Raw genomic sequence first — 25,397 nt, forward strand, 5'->3', positions numbered from 1 at the left:
GTGTACCATGTTTTTCAAGCAATAATAAAATAATCATAATTATAAAAAAATATAAGACAAATGAATGGTAAAATACAGAAAGAATACAAAATTTGGAGGCGTTATGCAGAAATACTGGAAAAAGAATATTAATTTATTTTTGATGGGACAATTTTTATCAGGAATCACAAGTATGGTCGTTCAATATGCTATTATTTGGTATTTGACGCAAGAAACAGGTTCTGCAACTATTTTAAGTTTTGCCACATTATTAGGAATGCTGCCGATGGTTCTATTAAGTCCGTTTGTTGGGCCGCTGATCGATCGCTGGGATAAGAAAAAATTATTGATTTATACGGATATCATTGTTGCGATCTTTGCACTTATTTTATCCATTGTAGGAACAGTGATGTCGACCTTTCCGCTCTGGTTAGTGTTTGTCTCTTTATTTATTCGCTCGGTCGCACAGACATTTCAAATGCCGACGATCCAATCGATTTTACCAACAATGGTTCCAGAAGAAGAATTAACAAGGGTCAATGGGCGATTGGGGATGGTGCAATCAGCGAATTATATCGTTGCTCCTGGATTAGGTGCTTTTTTATTTGCTGCGGTACCGATGAATGCTTTGATTCTTTTGGATGTATTAGGTGCCATTCTTGGTGTAGGATTGTTGATTCTTGTGGTAATTCCCAAGATGGACATCCAAGGAGAAGCAGTTCATTTGTTAGCTGATACTAAATTTGGAGTAAAGAAACTATATGAGAAGCGAGGGTTATGGCATATTATGCTCAATGGGGCAGTTTTCATGCTGTTGTTCATGCCTGCCGCAAGCTTATATCCACTGATGACGATGGGTTATTTTAATGGCACAGTTGGGCAAGCGGGATTGATCGAAGTCATTTACGCCGTTGGAATGTTAGTCGGAGGCGCAATCATTGGTTTTTCTGGTCATTTTAAGAATCGAATGCAGCTAGTGATCATCTCCTATATCGTCTTAGGGGTATCCATCACAGCGAGTGGTTTATTGCCAGCAACCTCACAAGGATTTATTTACTTTGTTCTGTTGAATGCCATTGCCGGTTTGGCTACGCCTTACTACAATACATTAGTCATGGCGATGATCCAACAAAGTTTTGAGCCAAGTATTTTAGGAAGAGTGTTGGGTGTGTTCAATTCACTGATGTCTCTGCCTGGTCCAATCGGTTTGATCTTTGCTGGACCACTAGCAGATGCCATTGGTGTGGAGAAACTATTTGTGATTGCTGGTGTCGGTACATTACTTTGCGCAATTGCACTGTACCTGGTTCCTTCAGCCAGAAACTACGATTTAGAATTACAAAGTAAACATAGCTAAGACAAAGCAATAGATTTCTTTTTTTAAGATAGGCATTGATTGCCTATTTTTTTGTTTTCACATACGATATTTATAAAGGAGAGTGAGCTTAGATGAATTATTTTATCAGCGATATGCATTTTTTCCATGAACGGTTGCTCGGTAATAGTGATTTTTCGCCGAGACCATTTAAAAATATTGCCCGCATGCATCATCAATTAATCACTAGTTGGAATGCAGTCGTAAAGGAATCCGACCATGTTTATCATCTAGGAGACCTCGCGATGCACCCTAAGTATGAAAAAGGTAGCGCAGAAATTCTTTCCTTAGTCAAAGAACTGAATGGCACGATCCACTTTATCAAAGGGAATCATGACAGTCGGGCCTTTTTCAACTACTTGGAACAACATGATCCGTGGAAAAAGGAAGGAAAGCAAAAATTTCACTTTTATGATGTAGGTGTCATCATAAAATTCAATCACCAACAATACTATCTGACCCATTATCCATTGTTGCTCGGAGGCAACGATAAAATACGCAATCTTCATGGACATATCCATCACTACAGCGTACCCATCGGCAACGACGTCAATGTAGGAGTAGACGCACCAGAGCGAGAATTATTAAAAGCAAAACGCCCGTTTGGTACGCCACTTTCGGAAGCAGAGATTGAAGAAATCTATGAAGCAAAGTTTCAAGAGCTACAAAAAATCCAACGCTAAACATCGTTCGATAATTTTAAACCGTTAGTTATTTTTAAATTATTCTTAATTAAAGAATAGTTTAGATAATAAGCGGTTTTTGTTTACATTTAAATCCATTTTTATTCTAAATTTTAAGTTATTATAAATCCATATCAAATAGAGAGGTGATGACATATGATCAAAAAATTGAGTGTAAGTTTAGCTTCTGTTGGCCTATTCAGTGCATTTGCTTTTGGTGCTGTTCCTACCTTTGCTGACAAATCGCAAGGAACAGAACAAATCGGTGAAGAAGTAGAAACAAAAGAAGAACTATTAAAAATGTTGCAAGAAGAATACGGCACAGAAGACAGATTTTATCTTGAATTTGAGGATGATGAATACAAAGAAGAAATCAATCCAGTAACTGGAATGGCTAGAACCACTAATAAAAAAACAGGGGAAACGGAAGAATATGAAGCATTCGGGGAATTTGAATTATTTACAAAAGAAGAATTTCTAAAATCACTACAAGAAGAATATGGGACAGAGGACAAATTCTTTTTAGAGTATGAAGATGATCAAACGAAAGAAGAAATCAATCCGATTACTGGAATGGCTCGAATAACAGATAAGGAAAAGGGGACGATTGAAGAGTACGATGCGTTCAAAGCACTTGAAACAGTCACAAATGACAAACTGCTTCAAACATTGCAAGAAGAATATGGTACAGAAAATCGGTTTTATCTAGTCTATGAAGATGAAGAGATCAAAGAAGAGATTAATCCTGTAACAGGAATGAGTCGACTGACTGATAAAGAATCCGGTGAAGTCGATGAACTCTCCCTCATCGAAGAGACAGAAGTTGCTGGATCAGAAGAATAACCATTAGGAAAAGTAGGTGAGAAGAAAGTGGGGGATGGATTACCTCAAGAAATAAGGCGACAGCTACAAAAATTGTTTTCAAATTTTTGTAGCTGTCGCTTTTCTGATGAGATTACTTCTGTTCCCAACGTATATTCGGTTTTAGGGTGTGAGACAAAAGGAAATGTTCTTTTGTCTCACACCTGTTTTATTTTCGCCATTCATCTAGATCCTAGGTGAAAAAGTGTAAAGTCCATTTGTTCAATCCTTGTTAACAACTTTATAGATTCATCAGACATAAAATCCAATGAGCTATTGAAAGTTTAAAGAATACAATTGACGAGTTTTCCTTGATTATTCAATCCTTTACCAACAGTGGCTGTCCTATCATTCAAACGTTTAAGATCATTCGTGATATTTGTTGAGTAGACGATAAGGACCTCTTCAGGATAATAGTTGGACTGTGTTCAATGGACCATAAGTTCCATATTCAGGATTTTTTCAAAAATAATATTATCTACAGAGTTTCCAATAGTGAAGAACCTTCGTGGTAGGATTTTTGCTAACCGTTCTGCTTGCTTGTATAAATACATATTATTGTCTTAACGTTTGTATTCTTTCAATTGATTTTCATCTAAATGAGGTATCTGATTGTAATAAATAATTGGCATTTCCTTGAATGACTGATAGACTTCCACTTCAGCATAGACCTGTATACTTGAGAATTGAAGTGAAACAATTAATAAAAAAATTGTGAAAAAAAGTTTAATATCCATAATAATCTCTCTTTTTTCTATGATAAAATAATAACATATAATTTTTTCAAAAAAATATATTTTTTGTTTTTTATCGTAATTGAAAAAAAAGAGAATATATAATTTAAAATTATTAATATAATAAAATTTCGTGTTTATAATAAATTATTTCCATGTTGAGTGTTTGGTTATATGTTATTTAAACTTTTGTATTAAATAACTAATTATCAATTTTTTTGATTATTTAAAATGAAGCGAAGATAGGAGTAGCTTATGAATGAGTACAAAATCGGCTTGTGTATGTCAATGTCCTTATCTATTCTGTGTATTATTGGTTCGCTGATTGATGGACGTGGACTAATTGGATTGTTGTTAGTTTTTTTAACAATTATTCCAGGATTTTTTGGGATCTATTTTACAACTAAAATCACTATGGATAAGCTTCTGAAATCTTTTTTGTTCATCGTAAATTATTTATTCGCAACGCATCTTCATATCAGATATTTAATCCAGTTTTTAACGAGGGTTCTATAGGTTACAAGAGATTAACGAATAAAAATCAGTTGGATCAATGAATCGTATCACCTAAAAGGTGTGAAAAGAAAGGAAGATTGGATGGACGGTTATAAAACCGGTTTAGTTGGTTCTATGATTTTATCGATCTTATGTTTATTGGGAATAATCATAGATTATAGAGGGTATGTTGGTTTTATTTTGTCATTTGTAATCATAATTCCTGGCTTTTTGGGAATTTATTTTACTACAAAAACTACCATGAAAAAGTACGTAGAGTGGACTCTGTTAGTCGTGAATTATTTATTTGCGACTACGCTTAGTGGTTGGTATTTTATTCATGCTTTTTTAGATTTATATAAATAAAGTATTGTATATCTCAAAAAATAAGAAAAAGGAGAAATCAGAATGACTCAAAATAAAAAGTATTTAATTTTATCATTTGTCTTTTTAGGTCTGTCATGTCTGCTTGCTATGCATTATTTTTTACCTTATATGCAATACCCTCTTATATTTCGAAGAATCATTATTATTGGCTGTTGGCTACTAAGCGGATTTAGTTTATTTTTTTGTCGAGGAATCAGGAATAAACTTCTGAAAGTGATTGTCATTGGCATCAACATTTTCTGTATCTATGGTTGGTGGATTTTTTATTGATTGTTAAGTTCTATCAAGTAAACTGGTCATCCGAACAACAATAACTTAAATGAAATTATGAGAGGAGATAGTTATGAACGGTTATAAAATCAGGTTAATTGTTTCTATGATTTTATCGATTTTATGTTTATTGGGAGCAATCATAGATTACGGAGGATATATCGGCTTCATCTTGGTGTTTGTGATCATTATCCCAGGACTTGCGGGAATCCATTTTACAACAAAGATCACTATAAATAGGTACTTGAAATGGTCTCTTTTAGTCGTGAATTATTTATTTGCAACTACGCTCATCGGATGGGACGTTGTCCATGTTTTCTTACGATTTTTTTATAAATAAAAAGGACCAGACGTATCAATAAAGATATTGAAAGCAGGAGAAAAAAATGATTCAAAATAAAAAATACTGGATTTTGTCGTTTGTATTATTGATACTTTCATGTCTACTTGCTAGGCATTATTTTTTATCCTATACCCAATATCCAATCGAACATCAAAGAATTATCATCTACGGATGTTGGATACTAAGTGGATTTAGTTTATTTTTTTGTCGGGCGATCAAGAATAAATTTCTGAAAACGATTGTTATTGGCATCAATATTTTCTGTATTTATGGTTGGTGGTTTATATTTTGATTTTTGAAACTAAAGATTTTCATGAATTTAAAAGGAGAATAAGATGACGAATAACCAATTCAGATTATCTATAGCAATGTTTTTTTCGATGAGTTGCTTTGTTGGAGGAATCATTTCCGGAGAGAGTGCTCTACGAATTATTTTGTTTTTCATGATGACTTTTCCAAGTCTGCTAGGACTTTATTTTTCCACTAAAGTGGAACTTCGACATTATAAATGGTTGCTTATTTCTTTGAATTACTTTTTTGCTACGTATATTGTTATTGGGCAATTCATTGAATGGTTCATTAGAAAGTTTATCCAAATGAGTTAAGGCTATTTTACGAGGAGGAATAGGAATGTTAACCAAGAAAAATTATTTAGAATTTATTTTTTCAATTGTTTTATTGGCAATCTCTATTCTTTTATTTTTGTTCCATGCCTATCCATATTCTAAATTTCTTTATGAAATCAGAATATTCATCATGGCGGTTTGTTGGTTATGTAGCACTGTAAGTTTGTTTTTTTCAACGAAAATCACTTATCCATATTTGAAAAGAGGAATCATATTAGTGAATTTTTGTTGTATCTATGGTTGGTTATTTTATTTTGGTTAGTCTATGTGTGCTTGTAAAATAGAAAATTAAAAATAGTAAAAGGAGCGTATAAATGTCTTTTCTAAAAAATAAGTCTTGTACAAAAAAATCAGTAGTTCTATTGTTATTGTCAATTTTTCTTGTATTTATTACGTGTATCTTTGCTAGTCCCATCTTGTTTGATTCATTTAAGTATCAACCGCATCTGTTTATAGTTATAATTTCGATTTGTTGGGTCATCAATGGAGGGAGTATCGTATTTGCGCTAGGAATCGCAGATAGATACCTGAAAAGGACGTTGATTACGTTGAATTTTGTGTTTGGCTATGTCTTTTTATCTACGATTTTTCATTTTTCTTTGAATTTTTGAAGCTATTTCTGTTTTTAGTGAGAAATATTGATGTTGATAAGGAGGAGAAAGAAGAATGAAACGTGCATTGAATCTAGTCGTTTTATGTTTGTCAATGCTTGCATGTGTAAGTGGTCTGTTTTATATACATATTTATTTAAGTGGAGAAATTGAAGGGATTCTTTTTGCATTAGGTTTGGGTTTTCCGGGTTTGATTGGTTTTTATTGTTCGACAAAAATAAAAAAGACGAAGTTGAAATGGCTACTGCTAGGGCTGAATTACCTTTTCGCTACTTACAGTACTGTCTTGATTATCGTAATTTATTGGTTACAAGTCTTCGGGATAGAGTTTTTTACAAGTTAGTACATTTTATTTTATGTATTAATTGAACAATTCAAAAATTAATAGAAATTTTATCTAGTTGTGAGTGGATTTAAGAAAGAAGGAGTCACATATGATTATAAAACAGAATAACAAGTACTGGATTTTATCGATCATCTTTTTGTTCGCTTCTTGTTTATTTAGTAGCAGTTATTTTTCATCTTATAGAACTTTGCCTCTTGTATATCAAGGAATCATCGTTATCAGTTGTTGGTTATTGAGTGGATGTAGTTTGTTTTTTTCTACAGGAATCAACAATAAATTTATTAAGTGTATTGTTGTAGGAGCGAATATTTTTTGTATTTATGGTTGGTGGTTTATATTTTGATTTTTGAAACTACAGATATTCATAAAATTAAAAGGAGAATAAGATGACGAATAATCAATTCAGATTATTAATAGCGATGTTTTTTTCGATTTGTTGTTTTGTTGGAGGAATCGTTTATGGAGATAGTCCTCAGAGTGTCTTATTGTTTTTCATTATGACATTTCCTGGATTAGCTGGGTTTTATTATTCGATGAAAGCGAATCTTGGACGATACAAATGGATGATTGTTTCTCTGAATTATTTTTTTGCTACATTTATTATTATTGGACAATTCATTCAATTAATTGTTTTAACTTTGAACAAAAAATAGAGTTAAGTATTACTTGAAAGGGAGATTGAAATGAAAAGTACATACAAAAGATATTGTTCATTGATTATTTTACTCTTATCGATCAGTGTAATTACGTTCAGTATGGTTCAAGGAGGTCGCTATAGTATTGAATGGCGAGTAATATTGACATCGATTTGTTGGCTACTTAGCAGTATAAGTTTATTTTTTTCAAGGTTCATTGAAAGTAAAGCCTTAAAAAACTTAGTCATTTTTTTTAACTTTAGTTGTATCTACGGTTGGTTGTTTTCTTTTGGCTAAGTGTCTATTACTGATGAAATGAACAGTAACTTTACATAGAAAAAAGCACCATAACGCCACAATAAATAAAAGATGAATAGGAGATCACCATGAAATTCCATAAAATAGGATTGGGTCTGTCGATGCTGTTGTCTATCTTATATATGATAGGGAGCTTTCTATATCGAGAAGAGCCACTTTCAAGTTTTGCATTTATCCTGTACATGGTAATTCCTGGACTTATGGGGATTTATCTTACGAACTGTCTTACGATGAGTAACTATCAGAAAGGATTTCTCTTAGTCGTAAATTATGGATTTGCGACCGCTATGAGTTTGATGCGTGTGATTGAGTTTATTTCTAGTAAGCTATGATCGTTAATCGTTGAAAAAAGGAGTGAGATGAATGATTTCGATTGAACCTAAAAGATTTAAGTTTTTTTGCCTACTATTTATGTGCTTGTCAGTTTTTTTGCGAGTTTTTATTTTTTACCTTATTCACCATATACTGGCGAGATTAAATTGATGATTTCCACTATTTGCTGGTTCTTGAGTGGGATTAGTTTATTTTTTTCAACAGGAATAAAATTCGGTTGGGTAAAAGTATTGATCATTTTGGTCAACTGGTTCTGTATCTTTGGCTGGTGGTTTTCTACTAGATAAGTATGTTTTAAAAGGAGTGAGTGGAATGTTTGTAAAAAAAAGTATGCCGAATAAATATATTTCGTTCTATCTATTGGCGCTTTGTTTTCTATTAGGAAGTTTAGTTTTTGTTTTCAAATTTTTTTGGTTATTTGCAACAGTCCAATATTCTTGGTGGATCATTAGTGGAATCAGTTTGTTTTACTCAACTAGAATCCCCTCAGCATTCTTAAAAAGGGTGCTCATTGGGATTCATCTTGTTTTGATGTATGGTATTGTACTAGGAACTTTATTAGGTTTTGTCAGCTTTGGTAAGGTGGAGTATTTATTGTTCCCTGTTGCGTACGTATTGATTGTGGGCGCGCTTCATGAGTTAGAGAAAAAGAAAGCATTCTTTATCATGGGATTGATCATCCCGATGTCTATTTCTACACTCGCATTTATTTATGCTCATTATTTGATTATTTTTCAAAGTCATTCATTCGAAAGTTATTATTTGATTCCTTTGCTTATGTTGATGGTGATCTCTGGCTTGATTGGATTATACGCCGCAACAAAGCTTGAAACTAGCCGGCGAAAATTTTACTTATTGTTTATCAATTATTTGTTTTCTACATATTTCAATGTTGTGCTGTTACTTTTGTTTTTGGTGAATGTAGTAAGAAACTAAATCATGAATAAAACGCCTCTTATAGCAAAGTTTTGGTATCTGAAAAGTACAGAATGGGCCAACTAAAAAACGTCGCTTTTTTAAATTGATTATTTAGGGGTGAAATTTTCAGAAAGATGACGTATAATGTAAAATACTGAAAAGTTGCGACCTTCAACTCGTAGATGTTTCAGAATCTAATTGAAATGATGGTGATACCATGACAGACAACAGCAAAACACGCGTTGTCGTTGGGATGAGTGGCGGTGTTGACTCATCTGTAACAGCACTTTTGTTAAAGGAACAAGGCTATGATGTAATCGGGATCTTTATGAAAAACTGGGATGATACCGATGAAAATGGCGTCTGTACGGCGACGGAAGATTACAAGGATGTAGCGAAAGTCGCTGCCCAAATCGGGATTCCTTATTACTCGGTTAATTTTGAAAAGGAATATTGGGACCGTGTGTTTGAATATTTCTTAGCAGAATATCGTGCGGGACGTACCCCGAACCCAGATGTAATGTGCAATAAGGAAATCAAATTTAAAGCATTCTTAGATTATGCAATGGACTTAGGAGCGGAATATGTTGCTACTGGCCATTATGCGCAAGTCACACGTGATGAAAATGGCGTGTCACATATGTTGCGTGGGGTCGATAATAACAAAGACCAAACGTATTTCCTTAGCCAATTGTCACAAGAACAGTTAGCAAAAACGATGTTTCCGTTAGGCGGTATGGAAAAATCAGAAGTACGTGCGATCGCAGAACGTGCCGGGCTAGCAACGGCGAAGAAAAAAGATTCAACAGGTATCTGTTTTATCGGCGAAAAGAATTTCAAACAATTTTTAAGTAACTATTTACCAGCTAAAAAAGGCAATATGGTGACCCTTGACGGTGAAGTCAAAGGTGAACATGCTGGTTTGATGTACTACACGATCGGACAACGCCAAGGCTTAGGCATCGGCGGCGGTGGCGATTCACAAGAACCTTGGTTCGTGGTTGGAAAAGATCTTGCGACGAACACGTTATATGTTGGACAAGGGTTCCATCATCCTGCATTGTATGCAACAAGTTTAGATGCAAGCGAAATCCATTTTACAACGAATGAACCAATGCCAAAAGAATTCAAATGTACAGCGAAATTCCGTTACCGTCAACAAGATGTGCCGGTAACCGTGCGCTTATTAGAAAATAATCGCGCAGAAGTCATCTTCGACGAACCCGTACGCGCAATCACACCAGGACAAGCCGTTGTTTTTTATGACGGAATGGAATGTCTAGGGGGCGGATTGATCGATCATGCGTATCAAGAAGCGAAAGTTTTGCAATACGTCTAAGATAATCTAAAAAAGCCACAGGATTTTTTTACGAATCCTGTGGCTTTTTTGCTATTTATTGACAAAAGCATGACCATTGCTTGTTTCTTCCTGCTTATGGATCTCCTTCGTATTATGGCGAACCAGCACAAAGTTTGCGAGTACAAGTAAGGAGGTGGATAAAAAGACACCACGATAACCGAAGATACTTGAAACGCTTGAACCGATCAAGGGGCCAACGACATTTCCAGTGGCTTGGAAGGATTGGTTGTAACTAAAGATTCTTCCGGCAGCTTGTGCAGGTGAGTATTTAGTGATCAATGCTTGCACCGCTGGAAGGAGGCAAGCGTCTGAGATCCCGATCAAAAATCGTAGTCCTGCAAGTTGCCATACATTCGTTACGAAAGCCATTGGGATATAGACGATCAAAGCGAAGCCTAATCCGATGGCTAAGATTCGTTCACTCCCGATCTTATCGCCTAAGCGTCCGAAACGAGGAGCGGCTATCAGGGTGGCAATCCCAGGAATAGAAGCAATGATTCCGCTGATCAACGTGACGTTGCCATGTCCATGTAATAATTGCCGGATATATAAACTAATGATCGGACTGATCGAATTATTTGATGCTTGAATGATCATTGTGGTAATAAACATACCGATGACGACATGTGGGTATTTCAGGTCACGGAAAATTTGTTTAGCAGAAACCAACTCGCCTTTTTCTACTGGCACAAATTGTTCATGGACAAAAAATAAGCTAAGTAAGAAAACGAAGAACAAGATCGTCCCAGTGATAAAGAAGGTAGGACGATACCCAAAAGCAGAAGCAGAAAGTCCGCCGAGTAAAGGACCAAGTAATGTTCCGGTCACAGAGCCGGTCGCCAAAGTGCCAAGTACTTGGCCACTTTTTTCTCTTGGGGTACCAGTGGCGACTAAAGCTGTAGCGTTACTGATATAGCCGGAAAAAATTCCCTGCAACAGACGTAATGCGACTAATTGATACACGCTGGTTACTAAACCCATCAAGGAAATCACTACAGCCATCCCTAAAGAGGCACGCAACAACATCAACTTTCGCCCTTTTTGATCGGCAAGGCGTCCCCACCATGGAGAAATCAAGGTAGTAACAAGGAAAGTGGAGGAGAAGGTCAATCCGCTCCAGAAATTCAATTGTGCTGTACTGTAATTTCCTAACGTATCTATGTAAAGCGACATAAAAGGCATCACTAGACTAAACCCAATCCCTGCCATAAATGTACCAAACCACAAAACAACTAGGTTTTTCTCCCAAGGTTCTCTTTTTCTGAATACTGCCTCTTTTACTCTTGATACCACAATTAAAGCCTTCTTTCTGAAAATTTTCATCTACAATCATTTATTATAAACTACAATGTGTAGTTTATCAACAACAAGTCTTTTTTCTCTTCGTCTTTCATGGTAAACTTAAAAGGATTGAGTTTAGTCCATAAGAGGGGAAATCAAATGAAAAAACGAACGCTGTCACAAGAGAAAATCATCGACTGCTTTCGAGAATTGGCAGAAGAGATGGCTGTACAGCAAATCACTTTTCAACATTTAGCTAAGGCATTGAATATCAAATCACCGTCGCTTTATAACCACTTTAAGAATATTCGGGAAGTGAAAACGGCGTTGACTGCGAAACTTTTAACGGAGTTAAATGATCAATTACGTCGAGTGTTAGTTGGGAAAAGTAAGGGAGAAGCGATCCAAGCGTATGCGCAAACTTATCAGTCATTTGCGTTTCAAAATCAGGCAGTCTATGAACTGCTGATCAGTGTACCACATACGAATGAAGAAATTTTATTAGAGGGAATACACGAAACGAACCAAATCATTTTGCAAATATTTGACGCTTTTTCTTTGTCGAAAGAAGAAAAGGTGCATCGAAGTCGAGAACTGCGAAGTATGATCCATGGCTATCTTTCGTTACGTTTTTTAGGGTACTTTACCAATGAACCGAATGTTTCTCCAGAAGAAAGTTATGTCTGGATGATCGACGACTTTATTGCAACTTTACCAATAAAATAAAAGGCATCATTTAAATTAATTTTCTGAACATTCATAAAATGCCCCTTTTAAGCAAAATTTCTTGCAACTTTCTTGGAAAGTGACTAATATGTTTTTAAGATGATCTGAGAAAAGGAGCGCATGTATGTATCAAGTAATTACAATGTTCGGTGACAATGAGCCTTGGTGGTTCTTTGAAGATTGGCAAGAAGATATTCAAATGGAGGAAACTTTCTCCTCTTTCGAAGAAGCACAACAAAACTATGAAGAAAAATGGCTAGCCATTAAAAACAACTATGAGTATATCCATGCCAAAAATAATTTTCTAAGCGCCTTTTGGAATGATGGCGATGAGCGCTGGTGTGAAGAATGTGATGATGATTTGCAGCAATACAAAGGACTTGCTTTGCTGAAAGATTATCAACCGATCACTTTGGAAAGCAGAAAGGATTTTTATGAAACAACTAATTCTAGCGGAAAAGCCAAGCGTTGCGAAAGACCTAAGCAAGGTGCTTGGTGCTAATCAAAAACACAAAAACTATTACGAAGGACCCAAGGTGATCGTGACTTGGGCCCTTGGTCATTTATTAGGTCTAAAGATGCCAGAAGATCTGAATAAGGAATGGCAAAGCTGGCAGATGGAAACCTTGCCGATGATCCCTAAAAAACTAGGGATCAAACCATTACCAAAAACTGGTCATCAATTGAAAGCCATCAAGCAATTGGCTAGTCGTAAAGATGTTTCAGAAGCAGTGATCGCGACAGATGCCGGACGTGAAGGAGAACTCGTTGCACGTTGGATCTTGGAATATGTTCACTTCAATAAGCCGGTGAAACGTTTGTGGATCTCCTCTCAAACGGACAAAGCGATCAAGACAGGTTTCAGCCAATTGAAACCAGCTAAAAGCTATGATGCGCTTTATGAGTCTGCTTTGGCTAGGGCAAAAGCAGATTGGTTGGTCGGATTGAATGTGACACGTGCGCTGACAGTAAAATATCAAGACAATTTATCAGCGGGTCGGGTACAAACCCCAACCTTAGCTTTAGTGCGTAATCAGGAAAAGAAAATCGAATCATTCCGACCACAAACGTATTTTACGATTTCATTGACAGTCGGCAATGAACAAGCAAAAATGGTCCAAAAAAACCAATTTGCTTTGAAATCCCATGAAGAAGCCCAAGCGTTTGTTAAAACCCTTAGTCAGAGTAAGGGAACAGTAGTCAACATTGAAGAAAAAACAAAGACAGAAAAAGCTCCTCTGCCTTATGATCTAACGGAGATCCAACGAGAAGCCAACCAACGTTATGGCTATTCTGCAAAGAAAACGTTGGGTCTTGTCCAAAGTTTATATGAAACGCACAAGATCGTCACGTATCCACGAACAGATAGTAAATATTTGACGAATGATATGAAAAGTACGATGAAAGAAAGACTTCAAGCCATCAGCGATTTTGCACCAGAAGTGAAAACTTATTTGAAAAATGGTGCAGTGGTTCGTCAAACAAGTGTCTTCCAAGATAATAAAGTAACAGATCACCATGCCTTGTTGCCGACGGAAAATCGTCCACGCTATGAAAAATTAAGCAACGAAGAACAAAAAATCTATCAAATGATCGTGACACGTTTCTTAGGCTTGTTTGCAGAACCACATAAAATCAGTCAAACGAAAATCACTGTCGTATTTGGTAACGAACAATTTGTTTTCCGCCAAAATCGGGTGTTGGAAGCTGGCTGGAAAACGTCTGCGGAAAGTCATGTGGATTCGTTTGACTGGAAAAAGGACATGCGCATCCAACCTGATTTTACGATCAAAAAAGAATTGTCGGCACCGCCGAAACCTTTGACGGAAGCAAGTCTGCTAGGCTTAATGGAAAAACACAGTTTAGGAACGCCTGCGACTCGTGCGGAGATCATTGAAAAGTTGATCAAATCCGAATTAATGGAACGCACACCGCAAGGCTTACAAGTCTCACCGAAGGGCAAGCAGTTGTTAGAACTGGTCAATCCATCGCTTGTGACACCAGATTTGACTGAAAGTTGGGAAAGAGATCTAGAAGCGATCGCGCTTGGAAAAAAACAAGCCAACGTCTTTTTACAATCCATCGAAAAAGAAACGAAGCGACTTGTTCAAGAAATCAAAACAAGTAAGCAAGAATACCAAGACTTTTCGATTACCCAAAAGAAATGTCCGGATTGTGGCTCGAATCTTCGTGAGAAGAACACAAAAGATGGCAAAATCTATGTGTGTACGAATCAAGATTGTAGCTATCGTCGTCGGAAAGATCCGAAAGTCTCTAACCATCGTTGCCCACAATGTCACCGCAAAATGGAGATCATTGAAGGCAAAAATGGCGCTTACTTCCGTTGTAAATTTGACGGGACGACAGAGAAGATGCTAGGGAAAAAAGAGCAGAAGAAAAAAATGACAAAACATGAAGAACGTCGCTTGATGAAGAAATATTCTCAAGCAGAAGAACCGGAAGAAAGCCCATTAGCAGCAGCCTTAAAAGCTGCGATGAAGGATAATTGAGTTACAAGACTTCATACCTTGGCAGATGATCCACATGAGCGAGTAGTCGTTCAAAATCTGCAAAGGGAAATATGATGGTGCTGGTGTTGCTATTTGGATGAAAGCCGACGGTATCATTGCGATCGATCGAGGAGTCAATTACTACCTGGATCTCGTTTTCTAAATCGTTGACTAAGGCAAATGGATTGACGGTGCCGGGCGGAACACGCAACAACTGTTTGACTTGTTCTTCTGACACAAACGATAATCGTTTTTCATTCAACTGTTCTGCCAATAATTTCAAGTCGGCTTGTTTTTCATCAGGTAAGACGACAAAATAAATTTGTTTGCCTTTCTTTGATTTGACCAAAAGATTTTTGACTTGTGGACCTGGTAAAGTAAAAGATAGATTTTTGACAGAAGTAATGGCTGGATGATTCACTTCTTGGTAATTGATTGCCAATAGATCAAGCAATTCATAGGCCTCTTGTTTCGTAGCATGACACATAAAAAACAACCCTCCATTCATTTTTTATTTATTTTAGCATAAAAAAGATTGACAAATAAAAATGAATCAGGTAAATTACTCATTAAGTTAAATAAAAGACATCGAAAAGAAGAGTAGCAATTAAGTGTTTGAAGAGAGTCTCTGGTTGGTGAGAAGAGGCAATAACTGATTGTGAAACACATCTTGGAGTCGATTTTCTGAACAGCCAGTAAGAAAATCCGGGAAGCCCGTTATAGCTGCGGTCGTTGTTAGACGACCAGATAAGGTTAGTTTTGCGAGAAACTAATAAAAAAAGGTGGAACCACGTATTTTGCGTCCTTTGGTCTTCGGATCAAAGGACTTTTTTTGTTTTTCATGTGGTTGGAAGGGACAGCTAACAATGTACCCCTTTAAAGAAAAGAGGAGGAAAAGAAAATGAATGATTTATTAGAAGTGATGCCACAGTTGTTAGTAGGGGCGCTGACAACCTTGAAATTATTTGCCTTTACCTTGATTGGTTCTTTGCCATTAGGCATTATTTTAGCCTTAGGGTTGTCGTTACATTTTAAACCGATCCGTTATTTCCTACAAACGTATGTCTGGATCATGCGAGGAACACCGCTATTATTACAATTGATTTTCGTGTTCTACGGCTTGCCAACGATCGGGATCGTGTTTGATCGCTTCGAAGCTGCTTTGATCGCATTCATTTTAAATTATGCTGCCTATTTTGCTGAGATTTTCCGTGGTGGTATCCAGTCGATCCCTAAAGGGCAGTATGAAGCAGCTCAAGTCTTACAGTTGAGTCCTTTCCAAACAGTGACAAGAATCATTATTCCGCAAGTAACAAAAATCGTGTTACCTTCTGTCGGCAATGAAGTCATCAATCTAGTGAAAGATTCTTCGTTGATCTACATCTTAGGTTTAGGTGATGTGATGCGAGCGGGTAAGATCGCGATGGAGAGAGATGCAAGTTTACTTCCATTGCTTGGCGTGGCACTGATCTATCTCGCACTAACAGGAGTGCTGACGATCGTGTTGAAGCAAATTGAAGAAAAATTAAATTATTACCGCTAAGAAACGAGGAGGGAACAGCGATGATTGAATTAAAAAAGATTAGTAAATCATTTGGTGACAAACAAGTGATCAAAGATTTTGATTTAGTAATACCGGAAGGACAAACATTAGCGATCGGCGGACCGTCAGGAGGCGGTAAAACAACGATGTTACGGATTTTAGCCGGTTTAGAAAAAGCTGACAGTGGTGAGTTTTACCTAGATGGCACGAAATTTGACCCTTTTGAATTGAAAACAGAAGAACAAGTGGTAGGCGTCGTGTTTCAAGATTTCCAGCTTTTCCCACACTTGAGTATTTTTGACAATATTACTTTAGCGCCTAAAATGGTGTTGAAACAAAGTAAAGAAGAATACACGAAAAAGGCGGAGGAATTAGCGGACTCATTAGGGATTCGTGATTTATTAGGAAATTATCCTTATCAATTATCTGGAGGACAAAAACAACGTGTGGCCATTGCTCGTGCGTTAGCGATGAACCCACGAGTGTTAGCTTATGATGAACCGACGAGTGCATTAGATCCAGAGTTACGCCAACAAGTAGAGAAGTTGATTCTTTCATTAAAAGAAGAAGGCGTGACCCAAATCATCGTGACCCACGATTTAGTCTTTGCTGAAAACGTTGGGGATCAATTGATCAAAGTTATGCCAAGTAAGTAGGAAAGCGGTGGGGAGAAAATGAAAAAATTCAGCTTTTTGATTTTATCTTTGATTGGTTTTTTCTTTTTAACTGGCTGCACGAATGAGCGGACAGCGACAGAAAGCTGGTCAAGAATCAATCAAGAAAAAAAGATTATCGTAGGGCTAGACGACAGCTTTGTACCAATGGGTTTTCGTGATAAAGATGGCAAACTGACAGGATTTGATATTGAGTTAGCGAAAGCTGTCTTTGATGAATATGGCATCACCGTTGAGTTCCAACCGATCGATTGGTCGATGAAAGAATTTGAGTTGAACAATGGAACGATCGATTTGATCTGGAACGGGTATTCAAAAACACCGGAACGTGAAGAAAAGGTCTTGTTTACAAAACCGTATATGAAAAATGATCAAGTGTTGATCACGCCAAAAACTTCTGGCATTACAAGCTTTGAACAAATGCAAGACAAAATCTTAGGCGCACAAAACGGTTCTTCTGGTTATGATATGTTTGTCAGACATCCAGAAATACTCAAAGACTATGTGAAAAATCAAGATGCAGTTTTGTACGCCAGCTTTAATGAAGCATTGATCGATTTGAAAAGTGGCCGTACAGATGGTGTGTTGATCGACAAAGTCTATGCCGAGTATTTTTTGAACATACGAGACGAATTAGATAATTTCAATGTGATCAAAGGGGACTTTGATGGAGAAGATTTTGCTGTCGGTGCGCGAAAAAATGACGAAATACTTGTGGAAAAAGTCAATGATGGCATAGCCGAATTGGTTGAAAACGGAAAATTTAAAAAGATCTCAGAGAAGTGGTTTGGTGAAGATGTCACACCAGAATAGGTGACAGGATGACAGGAAGGATCGAATCATAGGGGAAGTCAAAATAGTGGAACAGCATCTGCTGCTCCACTATTTTTGTTTGTTTTGGACTTATTCTTAAAATGACTAGACTTTTGTTTATAAATGTCAAAAATCTACTTGGTAATGAAAAGGGTTTCGTGTTATTCTAAAGAGGTAAAGATTGAACTAGGAAAGGAAGATGTTCATGGAACACCAAAAATTAACAGCATTTCCTGATGATTTTCTTTGGGGATCTGCTTCAGCTGCCTATCAAGTAGAAGGTGCATGGCAAGAAGGCGGAAAAGGTGAGTCCGTTTGGGATCGCTTTGTTCGTATTCCAGGTAAGACATTTAAAGGAACAAATGGCGACCTAGCTGTTGATCATTATCATCGTTATAAAGAAGATATTGCCTTAATGAAAGAACAAGGTTTGAAAACGTATCGCTTCTCTGTGGCTTGGACACGTATTTTTCCAAATGGCCGCGGCGAGATCAATCAAGAAGGCTTAGCTTTCTATATGGATTTGATCGATGAATTGATCAAACACGACATTGAACCAATGTTGACATTGTATCATTGGGATCTGCCACAAGCGTTGCAAGATGAATACCAAGGGTGGGAATCTCGTCAGATCATCGAAGATTTTACGAACTATGCAAAAACCTTATTCGAAGCATTTCGTGGCAAAGTCCACTATTGGGTGAGTTTGAACGAGCAAAATATTTTCACTTCACTCGGTTATTTATTAGCGGTACATCCTCCAGGAGTGACTGATCCAAAACGAATGTATCAAGTAAACCATATTGCCAACTTAGCTAATGCAGCAGTGATCAATGCGTTCCATGAAATGGATATGCCTGGGAAAATCGGACCAAGTTTTGCGTATACGCCAAACTATCCGATTGACAGTGATCCAAAGAACATTTTGGCTGCTGAAAATGCGGAAGATTTGATGGCACATTATTGGATGGATGTTTATATGTGGGGCAAATATCCAATCGCTGCGATGAAATTCTTGGAAGAACAAGGGTGGGCGCCAACGATCGAAGAAGGTGATGAGGAGCTATTAGCCTCTGCGAAACCTGACTTTTTAGGCATCAACTACTACCAAACAGCAACGAACGCCTTTAATCCATTAGATGGTGTCGGCGCTGGTAAGATGAATACTACAGGTAAAAAAGGCTCATCAGAAGAAACCGGCGTGCCTGGCATGTACAAAAAAGTAGAAAACCCATTTGTCGAACGCACAAATTGGGATTGGGAAATCGATCCAGAAGGTTTACGTATTGCTTTGCGACGAATCACGAGTCGCTATCGTATCCCTGTGTTGATCACGGAAAATGGTTTAGGTGAATATGACAAATTGACAGAGGATAAAAAGATCCACGATGACTACCGTATCAACTACTTGGAGAGTCATGTCAAAGCCATCAAAGAAGCTATTTCAGATGGTGCAGAAGTCTTGGGCTATTGCACATGGTCATACACAGATTTGCTGAGCTGGTTAAATGGCTACCAAAAGCGCTATGGCTTCGTTTATGTAGATCAGGATGAAACACAAGAAGGGTCACTTGATCGCTACAAAAAAGATAGCTATTACTGGTACCAACAAGTGATTCGTGAGAATGGCGCAAATATAGGTGAGTAGAGGGTATCTTTTGTCCATTCCCTCAATAAAAAGATGAATAATGGAAGAAGAAGAGAGGACTTTAGTCCTGCTCTTCTTTTTTATCATGAAAGAAAATCAGCAATCGAGCAAACAAAACTTTTGTTCGCTTGCTTTTTTTTGTATAATGGAACTTGATGAAAAGAGGGATATATCATGGCAAAGAAAAAACGTCCTGCTAAGAAGAAAAGAAAAACTAAAAAACAAAAACAGCAGCAGGAGCAAATGATTGCGATCGGTGTTGGCTTTGCTTTTATACTATTTGCCGTCTTTGGCTTTTTGAAATTAGGCTTTTTAGGCATTTTAGTGGCGAATGGCTTTCGCATAGTCGCTGGCAATACGTATCAGATCCTCTGTGTATTATTAGCAGTTTTAGGATTTTGGATTATGGTCAAAAATAGAGAATTCACGATGGGTAAGAGTCGTCGTTGGCTGGGAGTCGGCCTGTTTTATTTAGGTATCTTACTCTTTTTACATGCCAATCTTTTTGGAAAATTGAACAGCGGAGAACCCAATATCATTGGAACGACTTGGGATCTACTATCGGCAGATATTCGTCAAAGCCAAATCACCACGAATGTCGGTGGCGGTATGTTAGGTGCATTTATTTATAATCTGACATTCTTTTTGATTGCTCAACCGGGAAGTTATTTCGTGGCTGTTTTATTGATTATTGGCGGAGCAGTATTATTCAGTAATGTTGAGGGGCATCAATTATTGAATGCCTTACAAGTGATGGGAGATAGATTCCAAGAACTGTTAGAAGGCGACCCAGAAAAACAGGCACGCAAACAAGCTGCGAAAGAAGAGCGGCAAAAGCAACGAGCAGAAGCGAAGGAAGCAAAACGTCTTGCTGCGAAAGAAGCAGCCGAAGCTGAAGCTGCGGAAATGGAACAAAAGCGAGCCACTCGTCAAAAGAATCAAGTCCAAAAGGAAACTTCTCCTATTTATGAAGAAAGTGAACCTGAACAATTGAGTTTTGTGCCGATTGACAGTTTCCAAGGAAATGTCCAACCTCCTGTTATGGAACCTCCTAAACAGGATGAAATGACCCAAGCACAAGAGTCGTCCGAAGATGAGTTATTTGAAGATGATGGCACTGCATTAGAATTTGAGATCGAAGCAGAAGAAGAAAATCAAGCATACGAACTACCTTCAATCGATTTATTAGACTCTGCGCAAACCGTGGATCAAAGTGATGAGTACAAGAAAATCGAAAAGAACATTGGCGTGTTAGAACAAACTTTCCAAAGTTTTGGTGTCGATGCGAAAGTCGTCAAAGCGAGTTTAGGACCATCTGTGACGAAGTTTGAGATCCAACCAGCTGTTGGAGTAAAAGTAAGTAAAATCGTTAGTTTAACGGATGATATTGCCTTAGCTTTAGCCGCAAAAGATGTTCGTATGGAAGCACCGATCCCTGGGAAATCATTGATCGGGATAGAAGTGCCGAACAGCAAGATCAGTATGGTTTCGTTTAGAGAGATCATCGAAGCCCAACCGGATCATCCAGACAAGCTATTGGAAGTCCCTCTAGGACGAGATGTTTCGGGTCGTGTCCAAACGGCTGATCTATCGAAAATGCCTCACTTGCTGGTTGCTGGTTCGACTGGTAGTGGGAAGTCTGTAGCCATAAATGGGATCATTACAAGTATTTTGATGCGAGCAAAACCTCATGAAGTCAAACTAATGATGATCGACCCGAAAATGGTTGAGTTGAATATGTATAATGGTATTCCGCATTTATTGACGCCAGTTGTGACCAATCCTAGAAAAGCAGCACAAGCGTTGCAAAAAGTCGTTCAGGAAATGGAAGAACGTTATGAGAAGTTTGCTGCAACTGGTGTGAGAAATATCTCTGGGTACAATGAATTTGTCCAACAAAAAAATCTGGAAAATGGAACCAAACATCCGACCTTACCATTTATCGTCGTCATTGTTGATGAATTGGCGGATCTAATGATGGTTGCAAGCAACGAAGTCGAAGATGCAATCATCCGTTTAGCGCAAATGGCTCGTGCCGCAGGTATCCATATGATCTTAGCGACACAACGCCCAAGTGTGGATGTTATCACCGGGATCATCAAAGCCAATGTGCCTTCACGAATGGCGTTTGCTGTTTCCAGCGGAACAGACTCACGAACGATCATTGATTCTAATGGGGCGGAAAAGCTCTTAGGACGAGGGGACATGCTCTTCTTACCAATGGGTGAGAACAAACCGATCCGTGTTCAAGGCGCCTTCATTTCAGACCATGAAGTGGAACGTGTGGTTAACTTTGTCACCGATCAACAAGAAGCCAATTACGAAGAAAAAATGATGCCAACGGATGAAGTTGAATCAGCTGGTTCAGCTGAACAACCTCAAGATGAACTATTTGAAGAGGCAAAAGCATTAGTTATCGAAATGCAAACCGCTAGTATTTCTCTGTTGCAACGTCGTTTTAGAATCGGCTACAATCGGGCAGCTCGTTTAGTCGATGAATTAGAGGCCCACGGCGTCGTAGGCCCTTCAGAAGGCAGTAAGCCTCGAAAAGTTTTTATTGAGCAAGTGGAAGAGTCAATGGAGCAACCATTATCTGAAAATCAGGAAATATAAAATGAAAGCAAGAAATCTGTTCTTATCGAATGGATTTTTTGCTTTTATTTTGCGTTTAGTCCAAAAAAATATCTTTCATGGAAAAAAACAGGCAGTAACAAAACGATTTTTATAAAATTATTCATGTTAAAAAAATGATAAGCTTAAAGTCACAATAGTTTTTTAGATGAAAGGAGATTCACTGAATGAACGATGAGAAAACCAAAAAGGTTGAACAAGTATCAAATGAAGCTTCCGAAAAAATGACGAACGAACAATTGACAGAAACAATGAATGAAGTGCCCGAAAAACCTGTCAATGCGCTACAGGAAGAACCAATCAGCGAACCGAACGAAGAACCAGTGAAAGAACTAGTCGAAGATCAAATCAGCGAACTGAACGAAGAACCAGTGAAAGAACTAGTCGAAGAACCAATCAGCGAACTGAACGAAGAACCGATCAAAGAACCGATCAAAGAACCGATCAAAGAACCAATACAATCAACAAGCCAAACACAAAAAACAACGCTTGATGAACCCCAAGTCGGCTTGGCAAATTCTGAGTTTCAAAGGGGCAATCAGGAAGTACCGCAAGAAATCAAAAAATGGAACTGGGGAGCATTCTCTCTAAATATCATTTGGGGAATCGGGAACAAAACGTATCTTCCATTACTGTGTTTGATTCCACTATTCAATCTTGTTTGGGTGTTTATTTGCGGATTCAAAGGCAATGAGTGGGCATGGAGAGATGGAAACTATACGGATGTAGAAACATTCAAACAAGTCCAAAAAACTTGGAGTCGAGCTGGCATAGCGATGTTTATTATTCAAATTGTGATCATCCTTTTATATCTTGTTTTCGTCGTATTCATTCTTTCTAGCTTATGGTATATTCGTGATTCTTTTATCCGGGATTCTTATAACTATGATCCTTACATTTATGATGGTTATTACTACTAGAAAGGAGAAAACAATATGCATCAAAAAATGATCAAAACTATTTTTATATTGAATATCGTTCAAACAGTGATTTATCTTTTTGGTTTCTTTAACCGAGTAGCAGAGCAGTCAGGTCTGGTTCCTCTCGTCTATGTGACACGTCTATGGGGGAATTTTTATGGAATTATTTTTTGGTCGATCCTAAGTATGATTTGCGTGATCGGCTTCACTTTAACCTTATATTTATTGCTTTCAAAAGCAGTAGATTCTAAAAAAACAGTCGGGTTGATCATTTCTGCTATCGGTTATGGTTCTCCACTGCTATTCAGTTTTTTCTTGATCATTCCAGCAACCTTGTTGATTTTAGGGCTTATCTTTATTAAATGGATGATTTTAGATCCAGAAAAATCAGTAGAAGAATACGATGAGTTGCATGATACTCATGCATGACCTAAATAAGATTTAGTACAAGTTTTTAACGATTATTTAGTTTCTTTTGTGAACTATTGCATTAATATAGGGAATCAGTTATAGTATGTAGCGATACTTTGAAAAAAAGAGGGAATAATCGTGGAAAAACAATCCATTTATGGCTTAACAAATAAAGAATTGACTGCTTGGTTTTTAGAACATGGTGAAAAGAAATTCCGTGCCTCACAAGTATGGGAATGGCTCTATCAAAAGCGCGTCACAAGCTTTGAAGAAATGACAAATCTTTCAAAAAGTTTAATTGAAAAACTATCAGAAAACTTTGAGATCAATCCATTGAAACAAGTGATCGTGCAAGAGGCAAGTGATGGGACAGTCAAATACTTGTTTGAGTTGCCAGATAAAAATATGATCGAAACGGTGTTGATGAGACAAGAATATGGCTTATCTGTGTGTGTAACTACACAAGTCGGATGTAACATTGGCTGTACTTTTTGTGCCAGTGGTTTATTAACGAAAAACCGAGACTTAACAGCCGGTGAGATCGTAGCGCAGATCATGATGGTCCAACATTACTTTGATGAACGTCAACTGGGGGAACGAGTATCCCATGTCGTGGTGATGGGGATCGGTGAACCGTTCGACAATTACGACAATGTGATGGATTTCTTGCATATCATCAATGATGCCAAAGGTTTAGCAATCGGTGCTCGTCACATCACGGTGTCAACCAGTGGGTTGGCAAACAAAATCAAAGAATTCGCTGAAAATGGATTACAAGTCAACTTAGCGATATCATTACATGCACCAAATAATGAAGTCCGTACGTCTATGATGCGTATCAATCGCCGTTTCCCAATTGAAAAATTGATGGAAGCAGTGGATGAGTACTTGGAGAAAACCAATCGCCGGATCACGTTTGAATACATCATGCTGAATCAAGTAAATGATCGTCCAGAACACGCGCAACAACTGGCTGATCTGTTGAAAGACAAGAAAAAATTAACTTATGTCAATTTGATTCCTTACAACCCAGTAAGTGAACATGATCAATATTCAAGAAGCCCAAAAGCGGATGTATTGAAATTTTATGATGTGTTGAAAAAGAACGGCATCAATTGTGTGATTCGCAAAGAGCATGGGACAGATATTGATGCAGCTTGTGGGCAATTGCGTAGCAAACAAATGAAAAAAGAAAAAACTGTAGCAAAATAAATATTCTTAAAGTTAAGTTTTCTTTCCTTCTCTTTTTCTCGTTTGGCTGATAGAATAGGCTGAAATTGGAATGGAGGGGAATAGGATGATCATCAGTGAATTTGATCGTAGAAATATCGGATTGAAGGATCAGTTAGCTGACCTTTTGCGTTTGACTTGGCCGAAGGATTACGGTGAACAACCAATGAAAGAAGTCGAGCAACTACTAGCGACGGATCGAATCGCCGTCTCAGCGGTTGAACAAGATCGTTTGGTTGGTTTTATCGGTGCGATTCCGCAGTATGGAATGACTGGTTGGGAAATTCACCCTCTAGTAGTAGAAACTTCTTATCGAAAGCAGTATATCGGTAGCCGCTTAGTTGATTATGTTGAGAAAGAAATCGCCTCTAAAGGTGGTGTGATGGTTTATTTAGGAACAGATGATACGGATGGAGACACAAGTCTTAGTCATACGGATCTTTTTGATCATCCGTTAGATAAACTGAAATCAATCGAAACCTTCAACAAGCATCCTTATACATTTTATGAAAAAATGGGCTATCAAGTCGTTGGAGCGATTCCTGATGCAAATGGGATCAATCAACCAGATATCATCCTGGCAAAACGACTTGGAGAAATAAACCAATGAATGAAGCACCAAAATGATTTTTTTTAAATCGAATAAAACATGCGAGCCTCCCCTAGTGTGGAGGCTCTTTTTTGTGGCAAAAACCGAACATTCATATCGAACGTTCCTATAACGACCATTTTTTTA

The 25,397-nt window shown here is 37.5% G+C and carries 25 protein-coding genes and 1 other annotated feature; of the genes, 22 read left to right on the forward strand and 3 right to left on the reverse strand.

What is annotated here, in order from left to right; translation table 11 throughout:
• Positions 1–64: 64 nt before the first annotated feature.
• The 3 genes from IGJ00_RS03275 (at position 65) to IGJ00_RS03285 (ending at position 2,880) form a co-directional block, all read left to right on the forward strand.
• The gene (locus IGJ00_RS03275) at positions 65–1,336 is read left to right on the forward strand and encodes an MFS transporter (RefSeq protein ID WP_081367420.1); all 1,272 of its coding nucleotides are present in this window, start codon (positions 65–67) and stop codon (positions 1,334–1,336) included.
• Positions 1,337–1,428: 92 nt separating this feature from the next.
• On the forward strand, positions 1,429–2,037 hold the full coding sequence (locus IGJ00_RS03280) for a metallophosphoesterase (RefSeq protein ID WP_071866666.1): 609 nt from the start codon (positions 1,429–1,431) through the stop codon (positions 2,035–2,037).
• Between the two features lie 156 nt (positions 2,038–2,193).
• On the forward strand, positions 2,194–2,880 hold the full coding sequence (locus IGJ00_RS03285; RefSeq protein ID WP_438844120.1) for a hypothetical protein: 687 nt from the start codon (positions 2,194–2,196) through the stop codon (positions 2,878–2,880).
• A 581-nt stretch (positions 2,881–3,461) separates the two neighbouring features.
• On the opposite strand, the gene IGJ00_RS03290 is transcribed toward IGJ00_RS03285, so the two are convergent.
• Positions 3,462–3,635 (reverse strand): hypothetical protein, encoded by a 174-nt coding sequence (locus IGJ00_RS03290; protein WP_157811366.1) that lies wholly within the window; start codon positions 3,633–3,635, stop codon positions 3,462–3,464.
• 594 nt (positions 3,636–4,229) lie between these two features.
• Here IGJ00_RS03290 and IGJ00_RS03295 point away from each other — a divergent pair.
• The 7 genes from IGJ00_RS03295 (at position 4,230) to mnmA (ending at position 10,253) form a co-directional block, all read left to right on the forward strand.
• Positions 4,230–4,493: a hypothetical protein gene (locus IGJ00_RS03295; protein WP_086334371.1), complete on the forward strand. Its 264-nt coding sequence runs from the start codon at positions 4,230–4,232 to the stop codon at positions 4,491–4,493.
• A 364-nt stretch (positions 4,494–4,857) separates the two neighbouring features.
• A complete protein-coding gene (locus IGJ00_RS03300; RefSeq protein WP_438844121.1) occupies positions 4,858–5,124 on the forward strand; it encodes a hypothetical protein in 267 nt (88 codons plus the stop codon).
• Between the two features lie 633 nt (positions 5,125–5,757).
• Positions 5,758–6,015 carry a hypothetical protein gene (locus tag IGJ00_RS03305; protein WP_071866659.1) on the forward strand — a complete coding sequence of 86 codons (258 nt, stop codon included), beginning with the start codon at positions 5,758–5,760 and terminating at the stop codon, positions 6,013–6,015.
• 404 nt (positions 6,016–6,419) lie between these two features.
• Entirely contained in the window at positions 6,420–6,707 is a 288-nt protein-coding gene (locus IGJ00_RS03310) for a hypothetical protein (protein ID WP_071866657.1), read from the forward strand.
• A gap of 389 nt (positions 6,708–7,096) precedes the next feature.
• Complete coding sequence (locus tag IGJ00_RS03315; RefSeq protein ID WP_108143881.1) at positions 7,097–7,363, forward strand: hypothetical protein; 267 nt, start codon at positions 7,097–7,099, stop codon at positions 7,361–7,363.
• 945 nt (positions 7,364–8,308) lie between these two features.
• Positions 8,309–8,932, forward strand: coding sequence for a hypothetical protein (locus IGJ00_RS03320; protein WP_438844122.1), 624 nt, complete (start codon positions 8,309–8,311; stop codon positions 8,930–8,932).
• 199 nt (positions 8,933–9,131) lie between these two features.
• Entirely contained in the window at positions 9,132–10,253 is a 1,122-nt protein-coding gene (gene mnmA / locus IGJ00_RS03325) for a tRNA 2-thiouridine(34) synthase MnmA (RefSeq protein WP_066025126.1), read from the forward strand.
• A 51-nt stretch (positions 10,254–10,304) separates the two neighbouring features.
• Here the strand turns inward: mnmA and IGJ00_RS03330 are convergent, their stop codons facing one another.
• A complete protein-coding gene (locus tag IGJ00_RS03330; RefSeq protein ID WP_438844123.1) occupies positions 10,305–11,567 on the reverse strand; it encodes a multidrug efflux MFS transporter in 1,263 nt (420 codons plus the stop codon).
• A gap of 147 nt (positions 11,568–11,714) precedes the next feature.
• Between IGJ00_RS03330 and IGJ00_RS03335 the strand changes: the two genes are divergently transcribed.
• From IGJ00_RS03335 to IGJ00_RS03345, 3 genes are all read left to right on the forward strand, one after another.
• Positions 11,715–12,281, forward strand: coding sequence for a TetR/AcrR family transcriptional regulator (locus tag IGJ00_RS03335; protein WP_010736170.1), 567 nt, complete (start codon positions 11,715–11,717; stop codon positions 12,279–12,281).
• A 124-nt stretch (positions 12,282–12,405) separates the two neighbouring features.
• Positions 12,406–12,783: a DUF1033 family protein gene (locus tag IGJ00_RS03340; protein ID WP_074800622.1), complete on the forward strand. Its 378-nt coding sequence runs from the start codon at positions 12,406–12,408 to the stop codon at positions 12,781–12,783.
• A complete protein-coding gene (locus IGJ00_RS03345; RefSeq protein WP_071866650.1) occupies positions 12,716–14,791 on the forward strand; it encodes a DNA topoisomerase III in 2,076 nt (691 codons plus the stop codon). Before IGJ00_RS03340 ends, IGJ00_RS03345 begins: the two co-directional genes overlap by 68 nt.
• A gap of 1 nt (position 14,792) precedes the next feature.
• Here the strand turns inward: IGJ00_RS03345 and IGJ00_RS03350 are convergent, their stop codons facing one another.
• A complete protein-coding gene (locus IGJ00_RS03350) occupies positions 14,793–15,278 on the reverse strand; it encodes a prolyl-tRNA synthetase associated domain-containing protein (RefSeq protein WP_086334378.1) in 486 nt (161 codons plus the stop codon).
• 92 nt (positions 15,279–15,370) lie between these two features.
• Positions 15,371–15,601 (forward strand) — a binding site (T-box leader).
• A gap of 91 nt (positions 15,602–15,692) precedes the next feature.
• On the opposite strand from IGJ00_RS03350, the gene IGJ00_RS03355 reads away from it, so the two are divergent.
• The 9 genes from IGJ00_RS03355 to aac(6') all read left to right on the forward strand — a co-directional run bounded on the left by IGJ00_RS03355 (position 15,693) and on the right by aac(6') (position 25,271).
• Positions 15,693–16,334 carry an amino acid ABC transporter permease gene (locus IGJ00_RS03355; RefSeq protein ID WP_071866648.1) on the forward strand — a complete coding sequence of 214 codons (642 nt, stop codon included), beginning with the start codon at positions 15,693–15,695 and terminating at the stop codon, positions 16,332–16,334.
• A 20-nt stretch (positions 16,335–16,354) separates the two neighbouring features.
• Entirely contained in the window at positions 16,355–16,990 is a 636-nt protein-coding gene (locus tag IGJ00_RS03360) for an amino acid ABC transporter ATP-binding protein (protein WP_010736165.1), read from the forward strand.
• 18 nt (positions 16,991–17,008) lie between these two features.
• Positions 17,009–17,821, forward strand: a complete 813-nt coding sequence (locus IGJ00_RS03365) for an amino acid ABC transporter substrate-binding protein (RefSeq protein WP_074800632.1) — start codon at positions 17,009–17,011, stop codon at positions 17,819–17,821.
• Positions 17,822–18,026: 205 nt separating this feature from the next.
• Positions 18,027–19,469 carry a glycoside hydrolase family 1 protein gene (locus IGJ00_RS03370; RefSeq protein ID WP_065096128.1) on the forward strand — a complete coding sequence of 481 codons (1,443 nt, stop codon included), beginning with the start codon at positions 18,027–18,029 and terminating at the stop codon, positions 19,467–19,469.
• 174 nt (positions 19,470–19,643) lie between these two features.
• Entirely contained in the window at positions 19,644–22,082 is a 2,439-nt protein-coding gene (locus tag IGJ00_RS03375; protein ID WP_086334379.1) for a DNA translocase FtsK, read from the forward strand.
• 527 nt (positions 22,083–22,609) lie between these two features.
• Complete coding sequence (locus IGJ00_RS03380; protein ID WP_086335207.1) at positions 22,610–23,020, forward strand: ribonuclease G; 411 nt, start codon at positions 22,610–22,612, stop codon at positions 23,018–23,020.
• Between the two features lie 15 nt (positions 23,021–23,035).
• On the forward strand, positions 23,036–23,449 hold the full coding sequence (locus IGJ00_RS03385; protein WP_074800641.1) for a hypothetical protein: 414 nt from the start codon (positions 23,036–23,038) through the stop codon (positions 23,447–23,449).
• A gap of 120 nt (positions 23,450–23,569) precedes the next feature.
• On the forward strand, positions 23,570–24,643 hold the full coding sequence (rlmN, locus tag IGJ00_RS03390) for a 23S rRNA (adenine(2503)-C(2))-methyltransferase RlmN (RefSeq protein WP_010736158.1): 1,074 nt from the start codon (positions 23,570–23,572) through the stop codon (positions 24,641–24,643).
• A gap of 85 nt (positions 24,644–24,728) precedes the next feature.
• Positions 24,729–25,271: an aminoglycoside N-acetyltransferase AAC(6')-Ii gene (gene aac(6'), locus IGJ00_RS03395; protein WP_071866643.1), complete on the forward strand. Its 543-nt coding sequence runs from the start codon at positions 24,729–24,731 to the stop codon at positions 25,269–25,271.
• Positions 25,272–25,397 lie beyond the last annotated feature (126 nt).

Source organism: Enterococcus sp. AZ062 (assembly GCF_051715065.1).
Classification (GTDB): Bacteria; Bacillota; Bacilli; order Lactobacillales; family Enterococcaceae; genus Enterococcus_B; species Enterococcus_B mundtii.